This window comes from Chitinophaga sp. sic0106 (assembly GCF_019219075.1).
Lineage (GTDB): Bacteria > Bacteroidota > Bacteroidia > Chitinophagales > Chitinophagaceae > Chitinophaga.
Genome location: NZ_JAHUWJ010000020.1, coordinates 47,335 through 64,539, shown reverse-complemented (window position 1 = coordinate 64,539; position 17,205 = coordinate 47,335). Strand labels below are relative to the sequence as shown.

The 17,205-nt window shown below is 45.8% G+C and carries 18 protein-coding genes; 8 read left to right on the top strand and 10 right to left on the bottom strand.

Annotated elements, in window-relative coordinates:
- Positions 1-31: 31 nt before the first annotated feature.
- The 5 genes from KW844_RS23670 to fusA all read right to left on the bottom strand — a co-directional run bounded on the left by KW844_RS23670 (position 32) and on the right by fusA (position 4,394).
- Entirely contained in the window at positions 32-754 is a 723-nt protein-coding gene (locus KW844_RS23670; protein WP_218379270.1) for an SDR family NAD(P)-dependent oxidoreductase, read from the bottom strand.
- A gap of 145 nt (positions 755-899) precedes the next feature.
- Positions 900-1,436, bottom strand: coding sequence for a hypothetical protein (locus KW844_RS23665; protein ID WP_218379269.1), 537 nt, complete (start codon positions 1,434-1,436; stop codon positions 900-902).
- A gap of 128 nt (positions 1,437-1,564) precedes the next feature.
- A complete protein-coding gene (locus KW844_RS23660) occupies positions 1,565-2,029 on the bottom strand; it encodes a DUF3368 domain-containing protein (RefSeq protein WP_218379268.1) in 465 nt (154 codons plus the stop codon).
- Positions 2,013-2,240: a UPF0175 family protein gene (locus KW844_RS23655; RefSeq protein WP_218379267.1), complete on the bottom strand. Its 228-nt coding sequence runs from the start codon at positions 2,238-2,240 to the stop codon at positions 2,013-2,015. Before KW844_RS23655 ends, KW844_RS23660 begins: the two co-directional genes overlap by 17 nt.
- 117 nt (positions 2,241-2,357) lie before the next feature.
- Complete coding sequence (gene fusA / locus KW844_RS23650) at positions 2,358-4,394, bottom strand: elongation factor G (protein ID WP_218379266.1); 2,037 nt, start codon at positions 4,392-4,394, stop codon at positions 2,358-2,360.
- A 520-nt stretch (positions 4,395-4,914) separates the two neighbouring features.
- Between fusA and KW844_RS23645 the strand changes: the two genes are divergently transcribed.
- Positions 4,915-5,754: an alpha/beta hydrolase gene (locus tag KW844_RS23645; protein ID WP_218379265.1), complete on the top strand. Its 840-nt coding sequence runs from the start codon at positions 4,915-4,917 to the stop codon at positions 5,752-5,754.
- A 53-nt stretch (positions 5,755-5,807) separates the two neighbouring features.
- On the opposite strand, the gene nudK is transcribed toward KW844_RS23645, so the two are convergent.
- A complete protein-coding gene (gene nudK / locus KW844_RS23640) occupies positions 5,808-6,386 on the bottom strand; it encodes a GDP-mannose pyrophosphatase NudK (protein WP_218379264.1) in 579 nt (192 codons plus the stop codon).
- A 53-nt stretch (positions 6,387-6,439) separates the two neighbouring features.
- Here nudK and KW844_RS23635 point away from each other — a divergent pair, with 53 nt between their 5' ends.
- The 4 genes from KW844_RS23635 to KW844_RS23620 all read left to right on the top strand — a co-directional run bounded on the left by KW844_RS23635 (position 6,440) and on the right by KW844_RS23620 (position 8,691).
- On the top strand, positions 6,440-7,198 hold the full coding sequence (locus KW844_RS23635) for a DeoR/GlpR family DNA-binding transcription regulator (RefSeq protein ID WP_218379263.1): 759 nt from the start codon (positions 6,440-6,442) through the stop codon (positions 7,196-7,198).
- Between the two features lie 83 nt (positions 7,199-7,281).
- Positions 7,282-7,596, top strand: coding sequence for a hypothetical protein (locus tag KW844_RS23630; protein WP_218379262.1), 315 nt, complete (start codon positions 7,282-7,284; stop codon positions 7,594-7,596).
- Entirely contained in the window at positions 7,577-8,314 is a 738-nt protein-coding gene (locus KW844_RS23625) for a hypothetical protein (protein ID WP_218379261.1), read from the top strand. The genes KW844_RS23630 and KW844_RS23625 overlap by 20 nt, the downstream gene beginning before the upstream one ends.
- Before the next feature lie 14 nt (positions 8,315-8,328).
- On the top strand, positions 8,329-8,691 hold the full coding sequence (locus tag KW844_RS23620; RefSeq protein ID WP_218379260.1) for a DUF2200 domain-containing protein: 363 nt from the start codon (positions 8,329-8,331) through the stop codon (positions 8,689-8,691).
- Positions 8,692-8,742: 51 nt separating this feature from the next.
- Here the strand turns inward: KW844_RS23620 and KW844_RS23615 are convergent, their stop codons facing one another.
- Together KW844_RS23615 and KW844_RS23610 are read right to left on the bottom strand one after the other, a co-directional pair.
- Entirely contained in the window at positions 8,743-9,774 is a 1,032-nt protein-coding gene (locus KW844_RS23615) for an HAD family phosphatase (RefSeq protein ID WP_218379259.1), read from the bottom strand.
- A gap of 74 nt (positions 9,775-9,848) precedes the next feature.
- Positions 9,849-11,465, bottom strand: a complete 1,617-nt coding sequence (locus KW844_RS23610; protein ID WP_218379258.1) for an arylsulfatase — start codon at positions 11,463-11,465, stop codon at positions 9,849-9,851.
- A gap of 251 nt (positions 11,466-11,716) precedes the next feature.
- On the opposite strand from KW844_RS23610, the gene KW844_RS23605 reads away from it, so the two are divergent.
- The 3 genes from KW844_RS23605 (at position 11,717) to KW844_RS23595 (ending at position 14,303) form a co-directional block, all read left to right on the top strand.
- Positions 11,717-12,322 carry an XRE family transcriptional regulator gene (locus KW844_RS23605; RefSeq protein ID WP_218379257.1) on the top strand — a complete coding sequence of 202 codons (606 nt, stop codon included), beginning with the start codon at positions 11,717-11,719 and terminating at the stop codon, positions 12,320-12,322.
- 110 nt (positions 12,323-12,432) lie between these two features.
- Positions 12,433-12,783 (top strand): lipocalin-like domain-containing protein, encoded by a 351-nt coding sequence (locus KW844_RS23600; protein ID WP_218379256.1) that lies wholly within the window; start codon positions 12,433-12,435, stop codon positions 12,781-12,783.
- A gap of 152 nt (positions 12,784-12,935) precedes the next feature.
- Complete coding sequence (locus tag KW844_RS23595) at positions 12,936-14,303, top strand: hypothetical protein (RefSeq protein ID WP_218379255.1); 1,368 nt, start codon at positions 12,936-12,938, stop codon at positions 14,301-14,303.
- Positions 14,304-14,309: 6 nt separating this feature from the next.
- Here KW844_RS23595 and KW844_RS23590 read toward each other — a convergent pair whose 3' ends face one another.
- Complete coding sequence (locus tag KW844_RS23590) at positions 14,310-15,524, bottom strand: alpha/beta fold hydrolase (RefSeq protein ID WP_218379254.1); 1,215 nt, start codon at positions 15,522-15,524, stop codon at positions 14,310-14,312.
- An 18-nt stretch (positions 15,525-15,542) separates the two neighbouring features.
- Positions 15,543-17,201 carry a RagB/SusD family nutrient uptake outer membrane protein gene (locus KW844_RS23585; RefSeq protein ID WP_218379253.1) on the bottom strand — a complete coding sequence of 553 codons (1,659 nt, stop codon included), beginning with the start codon at positions 17,199-17,201 and terminating at the stop codon, positions 15,543-15,545.
- Positions 17,202-17,205 lie beyond the last annotated feature (4 nt).

Sequence of the window (17,205 nt, the reverse complement as noted above, 5' to 3'; positions counted from 1 at the left end):
TTAACAACAGGAAAAGCCAATTGTTGACCTGCTACCAGGGCAGCTCCCCTTCTTCCCCAAAGAATTTACCTGTAGGACCGTTGGCATCCAGCATGGCATATTTGGCGAGGTTCACACAGTTTTCAGCTGCTGTTTTTCCACCGCTATGTCCGTTAAAATCGGTGGAGGTCCAGCCAGGCGTAACACAATTGATTTTGAAGTTACGGTCTTTGTATTCGTAAGCCAGTGCCACCGTATAGGCGTTCAGGGCCGTTTTGCTTGGGCCGTAGGTAATTGATTTCGCTTTATACAACAGCCAGTTGGGGTCCTGATGTAAAGTAAGTGAGGAGAGGTCTGAAGTAATATTTTCAATTACTGCCAGCTCAGACTTTTCCAGGAAAGGTAGAAATGCTTCCGTAACGGCAATAGTGCCAAACAGGTTGGTTTCAAACACTTCCCGTACATCCTGAATATTAAGGGGGTGCTCCGGATTTTGCCGGCGTCCGAGGATACCTGCGTTGTTGATCAGGATATCCAGTTTAGTTTCTTTGCTACCGAAGGTAGCAGCAGCGTGGGTAATAGACGCCTGATTGGCCAGGTCTATTTCCAGGAATGCGCTGTTGGTGAGGCCTTCCCGTTGCAGGGTAGCTACTGCCTGTTGTCCGAGTGCTTTGTTTCTTGCGCCGAGGTAAACGAAATAGCCCTGTTGCAGTAAGTATTTTGCCAGTTCATAGCCTAGTCCTTTGTTTGCGCCGGTGATAAGTACTTTTCTCATCTGTTAGTATTTTTGTAATACAAAATTACGGATGAGTGGAGGATGGGAGGTTTGGTGAGCGGGTCAAAATGGTTTGTTGAGAAGGTCAGTTCGAAGGTGTAGCGCCGTGATGCGATGCAACACCTTCGTTTGGGAGTAACAGTTACTATCTCCCCCAGTTCACATTAATATCATTTTTTTCAGCATATACTTTTCCTTTCTGGTACAGTGCATCCAGCTGCTGATATACTTTAGGCGCATAGTCCTGTTCGATCTTAGTCAGGATAGCCGCCTTTTCTTCGTCGGACCCTTTTGTATCACAGAGCTTAGCATATTGCATGTACTCATTTTTATACACTGGTATTACCATTTCGAAAAGAGCGATCGAATTCTCCTTGATTGCTTTGGTTTCGTCGTCGTTGGTGGAGAGTTTCTTGATGTTTTCCAGTGCGCGTTCTGAAGTGAGGATTTTTGTTTTTACCGCTTCCTGCGCTTCGTCGCCTTTCTTTTTACTGGATGGAATATCTGGATATTCGATGGTATTTTGTTCCAGTGTTTTACCAAATGATGTCGGATCAAAGTCGTTTATCAGGTTGGTGTTTAATACTGCCTGTTCAAAAAATTTCTGCGGAGATACGGGTGCGCAGGCGGCCAGAAATAATACAAATACGCTAATACAGAGCAGGTTCCAATGTTTTTGCATAGAAAATAAAATGATTAAAATTCGGGTTAATGAAGCGGCAAAGATAGGGAGGATTTTGGAGTTATAGAGATGATTATCAGGGAGATATTAAGAATTTGAAAATTAAATCAAAGTTTTCATCTCCGATTTCATTCGCCTGCCACTTTCAAAATATCAGCAAACACATTTTTTGAAAATCTGAAATTTGTATTTTGAATTTTTTCAAGAATCGGCCTAACAGCAGTTATAAGTCCTTTTTCTTTGGCCTTTAACAATAGCCCCAAAGTTCCTGTATAAGTTAATAGTAATTTATCTGCTACTTTTCGCGCTTTTAAATCATCAAGGATTAATAACGCCAACCCCGTTTCAATTGCCAGCGAAATAGCACTGGCCTCCCCTTTGTCAACCTCTAACTCTAAAATATTCTGGTAATGTAAATCAGCAACTTCTTTTATATGCACCCAAACTGGCAAAGGTTTACCGAACTCAATAGCGATAGTATCGGTCGTCATGATATCACCAAAAAGCTTGTGCAACAGTTCCAACTCATTGATTTTATCCAAAAGGATAAAACAACTAGTATCTGCGATTACAACATTATATGTTTGAAGCATCTCTTCTTATATCGGAAATTGAATAATTGATAAGAGATACATCATAATCTCCCAAAACTTCCGCAAATGCAGACTTGGATAAACCAGCCATTTGAGCGGCCTGTCCTAAAGAAAGCCGTCCTACCTCAAAAAGCTTGGCCGCCAGGAACCGTGCTGTCTCCCTCGGATCAAGATCTACTTTATCAGGAACATTAAGCGTTATTGTTGTCATTTTAATCTCTGTTTTAAGCCTAAAAACCAAGTTTTGGGGCAGTATTCAAAAATACACAAAAAACCTCAAAATTAAAAAGCAGGTGACCCTTCCGGAATCACCTGCTTCTACTAAGCACTATGCTACTACGCTTGCAGGAGCCACCTGGTAATCACTAAAAGTTACCGAGGCGGCAGCCCTTCCGGACGACAACGTTCTTAACACGGTCACATAACCAAACAATTCCGCAAGGGGAACTGCCGCTTTTATAACCTGTGCGTTTCCTTTCATTTCAATTTGACGGACCACACCACGACGCCTGTTCAGATCGCCTGTGATAGCACCGGTGAACTCTTCCGGCAGCGTTACCTCCACTTGCATGATTGGCTCTAGCAGTTTCGGCCTGGCTAGTGACGCAACACTCTTGAATCCTAAGAGGGCGACATGTTCAAAGTCGAGTGCGTGAGAATCCTTTTCATGGATACTACCATCAAACAAACGTATTCGCATACCCTGTAATGGGTGGCCTGCCAGCACACCTGCTTTCATGGCAGTTTCAAAACCTTTCTGAACAGAAGGGATGAATTCCTTCGGAATGGCACCACCCCTGATTTCGTTGATGAATTCCAGGCCGGCCTTACCATCTTCCCGAGGTCCCATTTCAAACTCGATAGCAGCAAAGCTACCGGAGCCTCCGTTCTGTTTCCTGTACACTTCCTTATGTGTAACAGTGGTGGTGAATAGTTCCTTATAGGCAATCTGTGGTTGTCCCCTGTTAACATCCAGCTGATATTGCGTGGCCATTTTTTCCAGGACAACTTCCAGGTGCAGCTCTCCCATACCTTTCAGGATGGTTTGACCCGACACCTCATCCACGGTAACCTGTAGGGTAGGATCTTCGTCCACGAGTCGTGCCAGTACTTCACCCAGGCGGTTCGCATCTTTTGCCAGCTTAGGTTCGATCGCATAACCGATCATCGGCTCGGGAAAGTGGATCCTTTCCAGCGTGAGCGGTTGGTCGCCCGCGGATAATGTATCCCCGGTGCGTACCTCTTTCAGTCCTACGATAGCGCCGATGTCGCCTGCTTCGATACTTTCCACTGGTTCAAACTTATCCGACATAATGCGCAACAGGCGGCTTACTCTTACGCGTTTACCGGTGCGGCTATTCCATACGGTATCGCCTGTACGAAGTGTACCGGTATATACTCTTACCAACGTCAATTTACCCGCATAATCATCAGCCATAACCTTGAATGCCAGGGCAGCAAGCGGACCTTCCACACTTACTTCCAGTTCCTGCTCCGGATCAGCCACATGAATGGTAGCTATATCTTCGGGTGCAGGCAGGTAATCAACTACCGCGTCCAGCAAAGGTTGCACACCTTTATTACGATAGGCGGCAGCAGCCAGTACGGGTATCAAGGTACCTGTCAAAGTTGCTTTACGAATAGCACTACGTATGTCCGATACGGTTATACTGTCCGGATCAACTGTATACTTTTCGAAGATCACCTCATCCACAAGGGATAGTTCTTCCAGCAGCATCTGTTTTGCCTGAAGGGCGGCAGACAACAGCGTAGCAGGGATTTCGCTCACAGTAAACTGTTTACCATCATCACTATTCCAAATCAGTGCCTGCATGTTAACGAGGTCAATCAGCCCTTTGAAATCATCTTCAGCACCGATGGGGATTTGTACCGGTACGGCGTTGGCTTTCAGCACATCCCGTACTTCGTTTAATACCCTTTGGAAGTCGGCCCCTTGCCGGTCCATTTTATTGATCAACACAATGCGTGGCACGTTATATTTATCGGCCTGGCGCCATACCGTTTCAGATTGCGGTTGTACGCCTGATTTGGCACAAAACACCACGACTCCGCCATCGAGCACACGCAGCGACCTTTCCACTTCAGCGGTAAAGTCCACGTGACCTGGCGTATCAATAATATTAATCTGGTGATCGTTCCAATAGGTGGTAATCGCTGCGGAGGAAATAGTGATACCACGTTTTTCTTCCTGCGGGTCACTGTCCATTACGGTGTTCCCTTCATCTACACTACCTAATTTATGAGTAAGGCCGGTATAATACAGCATACGTTCGGTGACGGTGGTTTTACCTGCATCTACATGGGCCATGATTCCTATATTCCTGTTTCGGGTTAAGCGTTTCATAAAAATGTATTAAATAAAAAAAGCGCCTGCGTTTGGTAACGGAGGCGCTGCAAATAAGCAAATGCGATCCTGTTACCGGAGTGGTTCGGTAATTATGATAATCAAAGTTTTAATGATCAGGTGCATCATGCGTAGTTAATAAATTGGTTTATAATTCAGATTGAATCAATAGGGGAAACAGCAGATTACTCCATGTTGTACATGGACCATTCCTTTAAAAATAACTGAAGGTGTAATGGGGAGTAATCATCAATCATACTGGGTGCAGGGCTGCCTCCCCGTCTTAAATTAAGACGATACAGGTGCTTGCAATTACTGCCCGGATGACAGTAGCTGCGTTCAACGCTGTACGGTATGTGATGTTCGTTTTCATTGTAGTGAATTTGACGGCGCAAATATAGGATAATTTCTGATAAGAACAAAATCTGCATAATGGAAAAGTACATACGTGATAACTTTACATCTGCAATATTTTAGGTAAATAGTGTACATTCATTTCCAATAAAACACAACACTGTTCATGAGTCGTTTTTTGAACCTCTTCATAATTTTCATATTCCTGCATGCCATTGCAGCCGCACAAACCAACAGTACACCTATTACCATCGGGCAGTCGGTAACGCTTTGGTCCGATATACTCCAGGAAAACCGGAACATCAACATTTACCTGCCGGAGGACTACAATGCTGCTGATACGGTGACGTATCCGGTGATCTTTGTGCTGGACGGGGGCATAGAAGAGGACTTTTTTCACATTGCCGGCATCGTGCGGTTCAATACTCAACCCTGGATAGCCCGCTTTCCGAGGTCTATAGTAGTGGGCATTGAGAACACTAACCGCCGCCGCGACTTCACCTTTGCCGTACCTAATACTGACTTTATTGAAAAGGCAGGGTTTAAGAAAAGCAGTTTCCCCCAGTATGGGAAATCGGCTAAATATATCGGCTTCCTGGAAAAGGAGCTGCAACCTTTTTTACGCAAAAATTTCCATACCAATGAACAGCGCACGGTAATCGGAGAATCGCTGGCAGGGCTGCTGGCAACGGAGATTTTACTGCGGCACCCGCAACTATTCTCTACTTATATCATCATCAGTCCAAGCTTGTGGTGGGATGATGAGTCGCTGCTAAATACGCCGGTAACGGCATCGCATACACGTGTGTATATTGGCGCGCCCAATAAGGCGGAAGATAAACGCATGTATGAAGATGCCGTGAAATTATACGATCATATAAAATCCACTAAAAATATTAAAGCGGTGTTCGACTATCTGCCAGAAGAGCTGCACAGCACAGTTATTCATCAGGCGGTGTACAATGCTTTTAAGCAGTTGTATCCCAAAACTGCGCTATCTCAATAGGCTAGCTGAAGCAGTTTAACAGTTGAATCCCAAAACTATGCTATTTCAATAGCTTACATCAGCTGGTGCAGTTTCACGTATTGCAGCAGCATGATGGTTTTACCGTCTTTAATTTCACCACTGGTGATCATGGCCATGGCAGTATCTACTGGTACTTCCAGGACTTCGATTTCTTCCTGTTCATGTTCCAGTCCGCCGCCGGCGCCGGTTTTCATTTCCGCGCTGTATTCGGCGATGAAGAAGTGCAGTATCTCGGTTACGGAGCCGGGCGACATATACGCATCAAATATTTTCCTTACGTCTTTAATGCGGAAGCCGGTTTCTTCTTCCGCTTCGCGGCGGATGCATTCTTCGGGGTTGTTCTCGTCCAGCAGGCCTGCGCAGGCTTCTATCAGCATCCCTGTGCTGTTGCCGTTTATATAACTGGGGAGACGGAATTGTTTCGTCAGGATCACATTTCCCGTGGCGGGATTATAGAGCAGTATTACGGCGCCGTTGCCACGGTCGTACGCTTCACGTGTTTGCGTTTGCCAGGTGCCGCAGCGGTTTTTATAGTCGTATGTTACTTTATAGAGCGTATACCAGTTGTCCGACAACACTTCTTTCGAGATAATTTTCACTTCAGGTTGCATAAAAATGATTACTTTTGATCAAATTTGATTATTTTTATCAAAGGTAGATTAAAATGGGATATCCGGAAAGAAAAAAGCAAATTCTTAAGATTTTAGATAAGCGGGACAGCATGGAAGTGCAGGAAATAGCCGATGCACTGGGCATTTCCGCGGTCACCATCCGCAGGGACCTACAGCAGCTGGCGGACGAGGAGTTATTGATCCGTACCCATGGTGGCGCCATGAAGGCCCCTCCCAGGCACCCTTTTACGGCCTATGCAGACAAAGAAACCCAGGCCGTCAACAAAAAGAAATACATCGGCAAGCTGGCCGCAGCGCTGGTGAAGCCCGGCGATACCATATTCCTCGACTGCGGCAGCACGGTGTTTACTATGTGCGCCCATCTCAAAGACATTACTCCCCTGCGCATTATCACTAACTCTCTCCCTGTTGCCGCCGCTTTTATGGACACCCCAGGCATACAGGTAAACCTTGCAGGCGGAGAAATTGACAGTCAGCGTAAAGCCATGCATGGCAGCAAAGCAATAGAACATATCAACAGCTACCATGCTGATAAAGCCTTCATAGGCACCGACGGACTATCTGTCAAAAGTGGACTTACCGCCTTCAGCGAAAAAGAAGCCAGCATCAGCACCGCCATGGCGGGCAGTGCGGATCAGCTATTTGTGCTGTGCGATTCATCGAAGATAGGCCGCGACAGCTACCAGAAATTTGCCCCCCTGTCTCTTTTAAATGCCCTGGTAACTGATAAGGAGATAACGGAAAAGCAGGTGGCGGAATTGAAGGAAAAGGGGGTGAAGGTGGTGAAGTGAGGCAAAGCGATTAGACAATAGACGCTGTAAAAATCAACCAATAAAAAATTGTACCTTTAAGTAGTATTTAAAATACTTGAAACATGGCTGGAAAGCATAACAGAGCTAGATATTTTCAACAACTCAAAAGGAGAAGAAATGCTGATCTTCTTGATTTTGAAGAGCATATGCCTGCGGGTTTTTTTAATGAAATCGGTAAGCAAGCTGCAACGAATGCGATCAATGAAAACAAAGCAATGAACCTTCCAATTACATTTCTTAAGGAAGATTGGGTAGTGGTACAATTGCCGAATGGTACACTCAAACAGATTTCTCAGGTTCAGTTGCCCACTAGCGATGAACTCAGACAAAAAAATCTTGTAAAAGGCGCAGTAATACATGTCAGCAGAAAAAATTAAAAGGATGCGTGTTTTTGCCGGACCCAATGGGTCTGGGAAAAGTACTATCATAAAAGAAATTCAGAAATTATATTCAACCGGCACTTACATAAATGCAGATGAAATCGAAAAATCTGCAAAAGAAAAAGGGTTTGTTAATCTAGGGGATTATAAGCTAAATTCAACCCCTACCGCATTTAACGACTATATTGAAAATTCTACCCTCGTCGCAAAAGCTCGTGAGGAAGGATATACAATTGATTTAAAATTAACCAATAATGTCATCACTATAGGTGCTGACTCTAATAGTTATGAGGCAGCGTTGATTTCTGAATATTTAAGGCGCGTATTAATTGACAAGCAGGAATCCTTTTCCTTTGAGACTGTTATGTCCCATCCATCAAAATTAGATATCCTCATAACTGCCAGGAATGCCGGATTTAGAAATTATTTATATTTTATTTCTACAGAATCTCCAGATATCAATGTAAATCGTGTTCGAGAAAGGGTGAATAAGGGTGGACATCCCGTCAGCGAACAGAAAATCCGGGAACGTTACCTGCGTTCCATGGATTTATTATTTGATATGCTTCCACATTGTCATCGATGCTTTTTCTTTGATAACTCAGAAGACACTTATCTTCTGATAGGAGAATGGACAGAGAACAGAATAACACTTGAGACAGATAACATTCCAGCTTGGTTCCTTAAATACGTATACAATAAATTCAGCCTGTAAAAACAACTTCCACCATGACCACCACTCCCGCTCACGACCAGCGCATCGCCAAAATGATCTTTGGCTCCGTATACCCTCACTACGTCGATAAAGTGGTAAAAAAGGGCAGAACCGAAGAAGAATTGCTGGAAGTCATCCAATGGCTCACCGGCTTCAACAAAAAGCAACTCGAAGCGCTGATAGCGGAAAAAGTAACGTTTGAAACATTCTTTGAGCGCGCAAAACTTAATGCCAACGCACATCTCATTACAGGCGTGATCTGCGGCTACCGTGTAGAGGAAATTGAAAACCCGCTGACACAAAAGGCCAGATACCTGGACAAATTGGTGGATGAACTGGCAAAAGGCCGGAAGATGGAGAAGATTTTACGGTCATAGATTTCAAGTCCATCTAAACAATAAGCCGGCCGACTTCAAATTCAGTCTGTTCTATTTACTTTCCGGAAATATTGTTTTCCAGTCGCGCTTCATATCGGTCACCAGCCAATTTTTCTTTTGTGCCTCATCCAGGCCGGCATCCAGCTTTCCTATAGCTGATTTCCTGTCATATGCCCACTCCCGGTCCGCATCCGTATGATGAATATACAACTCCAGGTTACTGTATTTATTGGATGCCGCCCATTGTAACATTTGCAGGTCGCCATCAGAATTACCGCATGCAAACACCGGTTTACGGCCAATGAACTTTTGAATACCTACCGGCTTCCCTACATTATCATCAATAAAATCCAGCTCAGCGAGTTTTATAATCTCTGGCTGGCCATTATTGTATTCATACTTTGATTTAATGCTGCTACCAACGATCTGATCTTTGGGAATTCCATAGACTTTTTCGGCCCACGCCCTCATGAAGTCGATTCCGCCACCAGATACGATAAATACTTTAAACTGATTGTTTTGCAGATATTTTACTAATTCCAGCATAGGCTGGTAAACCATGGAGGTGTAATGCATTTTTTTTACCGGATGCTGTGCCGTATCAATCCATTGTGAAACTGATGAATCGAACTGACTGGTGGTCATTCCGGCATGAGTGGCAGCCACTATAGCCAAAACACCTTTTTCTCCCTGCCGCATGATACCTCCCATATCATTCATGAGAGCCGACTTAAAAGGTTCAATAGTTTTCCATTCCGGATGTTGGCCCGCCATCTCCCTGACTTTATCAAGGGCATAAAAAAACTGAAAATATACCGGTTGTTCTGCCCATAAGGTACCATCATTGTCAAAAGTAGCGATGCGGTCTTGTACCGGGATATAGGATTTATCAGCAGAATCGGTCACACTCTCCACATACTTTATAATTGCTTCTTTAATATCCCCACTGTTCCAGGAAGGCAGCGGATCTGCCTCCGGAGTTACCAAAGCGGTATTTGTTTTTTCCTGCTCTTTCACATAATTTGTACAACTTGCCGTCAACAATAAACCAAAGGCAAGGACAGCTACAACTTTTTGTTTCATGGCGTCAGCTTGAAATTTAGAAAAGCCTGCCGGTGAAGGCTTTTGAAGCGTCCGGCAGGCGGTACCAAAACTTATTATTTATTCAATTCATCCGGGAGTTTTATGCCTTTGCTATCCATCAGTTTCTTAGCCTCCTGGATGGTACGGAATTTATTGATTTCCATAGGACCAGAATAACCTTCACTTTGCAGTGGTCTTGGCGGATATTTGATATAAGTTTCCATCAGGTCCTGCATGGCTTTATTGAAAATAGGCATTGTCCATGTTTTCTCGGTGAAGCTATTCATAAACAGGTCATATCTTTCCTGCGGGTCCTGCCAAAGGTCATAGATCGCAGGCACTGTAGCTACATAGCTTTCATTGCCTCTCCATCCCAGTTGCTGGCCTGGCATATCACTTCCTGCCTGTGCGCCATTATCACCACGGGTATTGAATACTGCTTTCCAGCGACCTACGCGTGCAGCACCTGGCGTAAGTTCGGATTCTGTGAAGTAAAACCATCTGTCGCGGAGTGGCTTACCTTCTTTAAACAATACGTTCGACATATCGTAGCTATCAAATACCATTGCCTTTCCGTCTCTGTCCGCAGAAGGCAAGCTGATACCCGCGAAGCTGGCAAAGGTTGCCATCAGGTCCAGTCCGCCTACGATATCATGGCTATCAGTACCACCTTCTATCTGGCCTGGCCACCAGGCAATAGCAGGCACCCTGCTTCCCCCTTCCCTGTCCGTTCCTTTTGAACCGCGAAATGGTGTATATCCGGCATCAGGGTGTACGTCCTGCCATGCACCATTATCTACCGTATAGATCACAAAAGTATTTTCGCTGATGCCGAGTTTACGGACTTCATCCATAATGCGACCAACGTTATAATCCATCTCCATTACGCAGTCTGCGTATTTACTTTTTGCAGGCGATTTTCCGGCAAACTGTTTGGATGGAACATTGGGCTGGTGGTTTTTAGCAAAGTTGATACACATGAAGAATGGTCCGGACCCTTTTGCATAATCATTCAGCTGCTTTAATACGTTATCGGTCATCATCATATCCAACTCACCGATATTCTCCTCAGTCACCTTTGAGGTTTCTCTGGCTTTACCGCCGGCCTCGCCTTCGAGCACACCCGTGGTTACTTTCTGAAAGAAAGCCAGCATTTGTGGCCCCATTTCCGGATTCCAGGAAGGGAAGGCATACGTATATGCGTTAAGGTGATAGAGTACTACATTCTGCATTTTATCGAATCCCTGGGCAATTGGCATGGCATAATCGGCCTCACCGAGGTGCCATTTACCACTGAAATAAGTCTTGTAATTGGCTTTCTTGAGTACGGAAGCAAGCGTCCATTCCGCAGCCGGTAATCCACCACCCTGGCCCTGAAACGCCACTGTGGTCATCCCGCTCCGGTTAGGAATTCTTCCTGTAAGCATGGCTGCGCGGCCAGGTGTACAACTTGGTTGTCCATAAAAGCTCCAGAACTGCAACCCTTCCTTCGCTAGTTTGTCGAGATTGGGGGTAGGCATTCCACGGCCCACACCACCCCCATATACACCTAAATCTCCCCAACCGGTATCATCAGAAATGATCATGATAATGTTGGGTTTCTTAGGGCGCTCCTTTTTTTGTGCACCCACCTTTCCAACGCTCAGGATGCTCATACTGGCAAGCATCCAGATAATTACCTTCTTTTGCATATGTTTTAAGTTTTGGTCTTGCAATAACTATAGCTGTTGTTATCAACAGTATTTTTGATGATTGCCAGTATCTGTTAAGCGGGTAGAATGCCTGTGCGGTTTTTCTTTAACTACAGGTAATGCTAACAAAACACGGTAAATTCAGATATTGTTGAAAAAAAAAGGAAATATCCCTTATTAATGCAGCGCTACAGTTTATTACAGGCATACATGCACGAAGTTTTCTTACTTTTACATATTAATTGGTTTTTATGGAACAGGAGTCAATCGAACACGGACAACTGGTATATTACAAAATAGGCGGAGTCATCAGGAAATTCAGGAAGGAAAAGGACCTGAAACTGCTGGACCTGGCGGCTATTACAGGAATTAAATCGGCCATGCTCTCCAAAATAGAAAACGGCCGGATGATCCCTACTATCCCTACGCTCTTCACGATCATGAATAAACTGGGTATCCGCCCGGAACATTTCTTTTCCCAGCTATATGCCGACAATACCTTCCCCGGATACCTGCTCTTAAAAAAGGAAACTTTTGCTGCCTATGAAAAGGAAGAAGGAGCAGTCGGTTTCCAATACCAGTCCATCCTGGAATCGAGTCACGACGGCGGAGCTTTTCAGATCTCCCTCCTTACTTTATTCCCCGGTTCCAACCGCCCCCAGGTAACAACCGCGGCCTATGAGTTTGTATATGTGCTGGAAGGCAGCCTGGAATATCAGCTGGAAGATAAAACCTTTGAAATGGAAACCGGCGATGCACTTTTTTTTGACGGCAACATTGCACACGTACCTATTAACAGTAAAAACGTGATGGTTCGCCTGCTGGTATTATATCTCTTTACAGATAATAGTAAATAATTTTTTTCAGGGAGATGTAAACGTCTCATGGGAATACGTTCCCGGATAAACGCTATAAAAAATTTTATAGTCAGGAGGAATAGCATTATTTTAAAATAAATTTCTCTCCCATGAAACAAATAGCACTCCTGTTTACATTATGCCTTGCAGGCTATGTCACCAAAGCCCAAACAGCAAAGGAACTTATTGGCAAATGGAAGCTGGTAAAGGAAACAAAAAATGGTAAAGTAACCACCCCCAACGAAACTTACCAGGTTTTTGAAGAAGGAGGTGTGTTCCAGGGCATCAAAGAAGATAAATCACGTAAAGGAAAATGGCATCTCTCTGCCGACAACAGCACCCTCACCATCTCCATCAGCGTAGTGTCACTGAAGTTTTCAGTAGACTATTTTGATGCAAAGAAAAGGGTGATCACTAACCCACAAACCGGAACGCTGGAATATGAAAAAGTAAGTGATTAACAGTTCAGCAAATATTACTTTAAAGGGGCCTGCAGCAAGCAGGCCTTTTTTGTGTACCAATAATAAATAAGAGGTATACCTCACTTAGTTTTTTCCACATCCTTGACTATCTTTATCGCTTACATTTAAAACAAATATTCCGATTCCACCTTATGCGTCAGTTCACATCAAGCATCCTACTCTGCCTCAGCCTTGGCAGCTTCCAACTATCTGCACAAACAAATAATGTCAAAACCATTAACTGGGAAAGATTTAAAAACAGCCCGAACACACCGCCACGAAAAATGATGGGTGAAATATTGTTAAATACTAATAAGTACGCCCTCACTACGTGGTGGGCTAAACGAGGTTTTGCAGAAGTTCCGGTAAATGAGTTTTTAGATTTCAAAGGCACTACAGAACACAAGATCAGGCCAATTGCAGCCGAAGCCCAGGCCTTAGCCATTTCATTGCGCATGGGTTTATATCTCCCTGAATATACAGGTGTGCCTGCATCCACTGCGGAGCAAAAAACCATACAACTGATCCGCAGCCTAGCACATGCGCACGGCAGCAACACAACGGGCGGCTGGGGAAAAGCCTGGCAATCACCGCTATGGGCCTGCTATACCACCACTGCCGCCTGGGCCATGTGGGATAAACTGGACCCCACTACCCAACAGGAAGTGCAGGCCATGATCAATACCGAATGCGAGTGGGTGCTGCACAACAAAGGTGCCGCACAAATAAAAACTTATCGCAACAAAGCAGGTGAAGTCATAAGTCCCGGCGATACCGGCGCGGAAGAAAATGCCTGGGATGCCAGTATCCTCGGCGTAGCCTGCGCCATGATGCCTGAGCATCCGCAGCAGGCCATCTGGCGGCAGCAACTGCTGCAACTCACCATCAACGCAATGGCCAGGCCCGCGGATGTAAACAGCAAGCAGATATATAGCGGCAAGCCATTAAAGGACTGGCTTAGCGGTTCCAATATTAATGAAGATGGCACCGTAGTAAACCATCATTTCATTCATCCGGATTATATGACTGCGCCATTTGAGCTGAATGCTACCAAGTATTTCTGGCTGGCCGGCCAACCTATACCGCAAGCATTCAAACTCAATAGCGAACTGGTTTTCCAGGCATTCGCCGATCTGAATTTCCATGCGGGAGACAGTATCATCGGAGGAAGGGTACAACCACCCGGAGGAAGCATATTTAAAGCAGGCACGGGAAATATTTTCTACCCCATCGGCACCGACTGGGGACAAAGCCGGAGAATGAACTTTGCTGTTTTCAACTGCATCATCAGCGTCTTCACAAATAATAAAGATACCCGCAAACGCGCTGCTGCATGGGAACTGATGCAGGCACAGCTGGCACTCGATATGCAAAAACGATTTAAAGACGGGCATACCTACCTGGACAAACGCGAAGATAGCTATGCCTCCTGCGAAGAGTGGGTGGCTGATGCCGCCATGACAGGTTATATCATGGAATCGCTGAAGGCCATCAGCCAGCCCGTATTTACGAATAAATAACCAGTACTATAAGCGGGTTTGGGCAAACTTTATAACGGCAGACCAATCATATACATTGAGATCATGCTTGCCCTGACGAAAGTGATAACCAATAACAGAACGCCATACCGGCTCATTCAGCGCCGGCATTTCGGAAGGCAACGTCAGTTGCCCATCATATAACCGGAATGCCGGCAATGCATTCACCACCGATAAATAAGAACCGCGTGGGTCCGCCCACCTGTCCTGCGCCGCATTGGTGGTATATACCGGCCTTGGCGCCATCAGCGCTATCAGCATATGCTGATCTACCGGCAACGCATCTACGTTTTTACTGAATTGCTTGTAATTATCATTGAACCAGTAGCCGAATTGCTTATTGATCAAACTCACCGTTTCCCCATACTTACGCCGGGCCAGAGAGGCACCGGTACTACCGGAGCAACTGCTCACCACCATGGCGAAACGCTGATCCTGCGCACCTGCCCACAAAGCCGTTTTACCACCACGTGAATGCCCTACCAATGCCACCCTTTTTGCATTGACCGCCTTGTCCGTGGTGAAGTAATCCATTACCCTGCTGGCCGCCCAGGCCCACGCTCCAATTGCTTTCATCCCGTTTGCCTGCTGCAATACTTCAGGATACAACTGGTCCAGCACACCATGACTATAATCTGTTTTATTATCCGGCGCGGCATCGCTCACATGAAAAGCCGCTACCGCATAACCACTGTCAATCACCATTTCCGCCGGCCAAAATTCGCTCTTCATCGCCCGGGTAGGATCTGTATTCCGCTTCCCCCTGTTGTTGATCAGCAGAAATACAGGCGCCGGCTGCCGGGATTTGTTGGGTGTAAATAATACCAGGTTAATAGTAACCGAATTGCCCTTGTTCCAAACCCGGATGGCAACCTCTTTCAAATGCGCGCGTCCTCCCATTGCATCGGGCACCTCGTTTGTTACAAGGTACCGGATGCTATCAAATTTCTTTGGCGTGTAGCCGTAAACGTTTTCTTCAAACAGCTGAATAATTTCAGGCCTGCGCACCTTTTCCCAGGTGCCAATATTGCTAACCTGCCTGCCCTTATTGGTTTTCAAGAGTGCCGGCAATTCATACGAAGGCACCGTCTCTTCATCATAGTTCACGATTTCACCCATGAATTGATCCGTTTTTTGCGCCACTGCCAACGTCGCATAAAAACATAAGCCACTTGCCACCAATACTTTTGATAATATTTTCATCGCTGCTTTTATTATTGATTATTCATAACCAGGATTCTGCTGCAAATTGCTTGCCTTATTGAGCTCACTCTGCTGCAACGGATACCAATAATTTCTGTTTGTGAAGACCCTGTTTTCCACTACAAACGGTGTATAGGTAAGGGTAGTACCCGCTTTGGCAATCTTCATACCATGCACCGGTGCATTCAGATATAACTCGCCCTCCTTCCAGCGGCGCAGATCAAAAAACCGCTGGTCCTCAAAGCAGAGCTCTACCCTGCGCTCATTTTTAATGCGTGCGCGCATGTCCACCTGCGATAAAGCGGCTGGCAATGCCGGCATACCTGCCCGCGTACGTACTGCATTTACCGCCGCATAAACAGCAGCTGTTGGGCCTGCGGCCTCGTTAAGCGCTTCCGCCTGCATCAGCAGCACATCTGCATAACGGAACAATACCCAGGGCCTGCGTACGTTGGTAATGCTGGTTACGTTATAGGTGGCATTGCTGCTCAGAAACTTCCGCAGGTAATAACCCGTTTTAGTACTGTTCACGTTGGTAAGCACATTATCCAAACCGCCGTCAAAAGTTTCCACTGCACGGGAAAGACTACCGGTTTTAAACGTAGCACCATTGTAAACGATGAATTGATTTAGTCTCGGGTCACGCCCTGCATAAGGAGCCTGGGCATTGTATCCCGAAGCGGGATCTGTAATTGGCAAACCATTCGTCATTTCAAACGCATCTACCAGCTCCTGCGTGGGGTTGGTTCTGCCTAATCCACCAGTAAAGCCTACCGGCGCATTGAACGATTCAATTGTATTGATATTGCCGGCAGGTGTAGCAAATATCACCTCCTTGTTATAGGAAGTAGCCGCTGCGGTATAATCCCAGAGCGACGGGAAATCTGTTTTGGAAAGCAGTCCGTGCTTGTTGAGGTCTATCAGTGCTGTTGCTGCATTGGCCGCATCCTGCCACCTTTTCAGGTCCCTGGCGGTATTATACAACGGACTGGCATAGTACAACAATACCTTTGTTTTCAATGCCATCCCTGCGGCCTTAGTAGCACGTCCATAGTTAGCAGCATCCCATTCCTTCGTCCAGGAAGGACCGATCATCGCGATAGCAGAATCGCAGTCTGTTACAATCGACTGCACCACCTCGTCAACAGTATTACGTGGGATGTTTAAATTATCTGAGGGAGAAAAGGCCTTCGTGGCCAGCACAATGCCGCCGTACCGCTTAAACAGTTCGAAGTGCATCATCGCCCGAAGGAAATATGCTTCTCCCCTTAACCCCCAAAGGTCACTGGCCGGGAACACCACCGCGGTGGGCGACTTCTGCAAAAAAGTGTTCACCACCCACAGGCCGGCATACAGGTTCGTATACTGTTCGTCGAACGTTTTCAGACTGCTCCAGGTACCATTGTTAAAGTAATTTACATTACTGTTCAGGTTGGAGTTCACCGCCTCATCGCAGCCACTGGCCAGCAAAGCACCGCCCCCGTCCACATTGAAGCGGCCCAGCATATAGTTGTATCCGTTATTCAGATATTCGCGCACCCGGCGGTCCGTTGTCCAGATAGCATCTTCAGAGATGGGACCTTCGCTGTACGAAGGCGCAAAAAAATCTTTTCCGCAGGCGGCACAGGCCATCACTCCCATCACCAGCAAGCTCCTATATAATAGTTTGTTCATCATTACC

Bases quoted from the DNA above. Each gene is read 5' to 3' on its own strand.
- fusA (WP_218379266.1), bottom strand. From the start codon at position 4,394: ATGAAACGCTTAACCCGAAACAGGAATATAGGAATCATGGCCCATGTA.
- KW844_RS23615 (WP_218379259.1), bottom strand. From the start codon at position 9,774: ATGAAACAAAAAGTTGTAGCTGTCCTTGCCTTTGGTTTATTGTTGACG.
- KW844_RS23595 (WP_218379255.1), top strand. From the start codon at position 12,936: ATGCGTCAGTTCACATCAAGCATCCTACTCTGCCTCAGCCTTGGCAGC.
- nudK (WP_218379264.1), bottom strand. From the start codon at position 6,386: ATGCAACCTGAAGTGAAAATTATCTCGAAAGAAGTGTTGTCGGACAAC.
- KW844_RS23630 (WP_218379262.1), top strand. From the start codon at position 7,282: ATGGCTGGAAAGCATAACAGAGCTAGATATTTTCAACAACTCAAAAGG.
- KW844_RS23625 (WP_218379261.1), top strand. From the start codon at position 7,577: ATGTCAGCAGAAAAAATTAAAAGGATGCGTGTTTTTGCCGGACCCAAT.
- KW844_RS23655 (WP_218379267.1), bottom strand. From the start codon at position 2,240: ATGACAACAATAACGCTTAATGTTCCTGATAAAGTAGATCTTGATCCG.
- KW844_RS23665 (WP_218379269.1), bottom strand. From the start codon at position 1,436: ATGCAAAAACATTGGAACCTGCTCTGTATTAGCGTATTTGTATTATTT.
- KW844_RS23670 (WP_218379270.1), bottom strand. From the start codon at position 754: ATGAGAAAAGTACTTATCACCGGCGCAAACAAAGGACTAGGCTATGAA.
- KW844_RS23600 (WP_218379256.1), top strand. From the start codon at position 12,433: ATGAAACAAATAGCACTCCTGTTTACATTATGCCTTGCAGGCTATGTC.
- KW844_RS23620 (WP_218379260.1), top strand. From the start codon at position 8,329: ATGACCACCACTCCCGCTCACGACCAGCGCATCGCCAAAATGATCTTT.
- KW844_RS23605 (WP_218379257.1), top strand. From the start codon at position 11,717: ATGGAACAGGAGTCAATCGAACACGGACAACTGGTATATTACAAAATA.
- KW844_RS23585 (WP_218379253.1), bottom strand. From the start codon at position 17,201: ATGATGAACAAACTATTATATAGGAGCTTGCTGGTGATGGGAGTGATG.
- KW844_RS23635 (WP_218379263.1), top strand. From the start codon at position 6,440: ATGGGATATCCGGAAAGAAAAAAGCAAATTCTTAAGATTTTAGATAAG.
- KW844_RS23590 (WP_218379254.1), bottom strand. From the start codon at position 15,524: ATGAAAATATTATCAAAAGTATTGGTGGCAAGTGGCTTATGTTTTTAT.
- KW844_RS23610 (WP_218379258.1), bottom strand. From the start codon at position 11,465: ATGCAAAAGAAGGTAATTATCTGGATGCTTGCCAGTATGAGCATCCTG.
- KW844_RS23645 (WP_218379265.1), top strand. From the start codon at position 4,915: ATGAGTCGTTTTTTGAACCTCTTCATAATTTTCATATTCCTGCATGCC.
- KW844_RS23660 (WP_218379268.1), bottom strand. From the start codon at position 2,029: ATGCTTCAAACATATAATGTTGTAATCGCAGATACTAGTTGTTTTATC.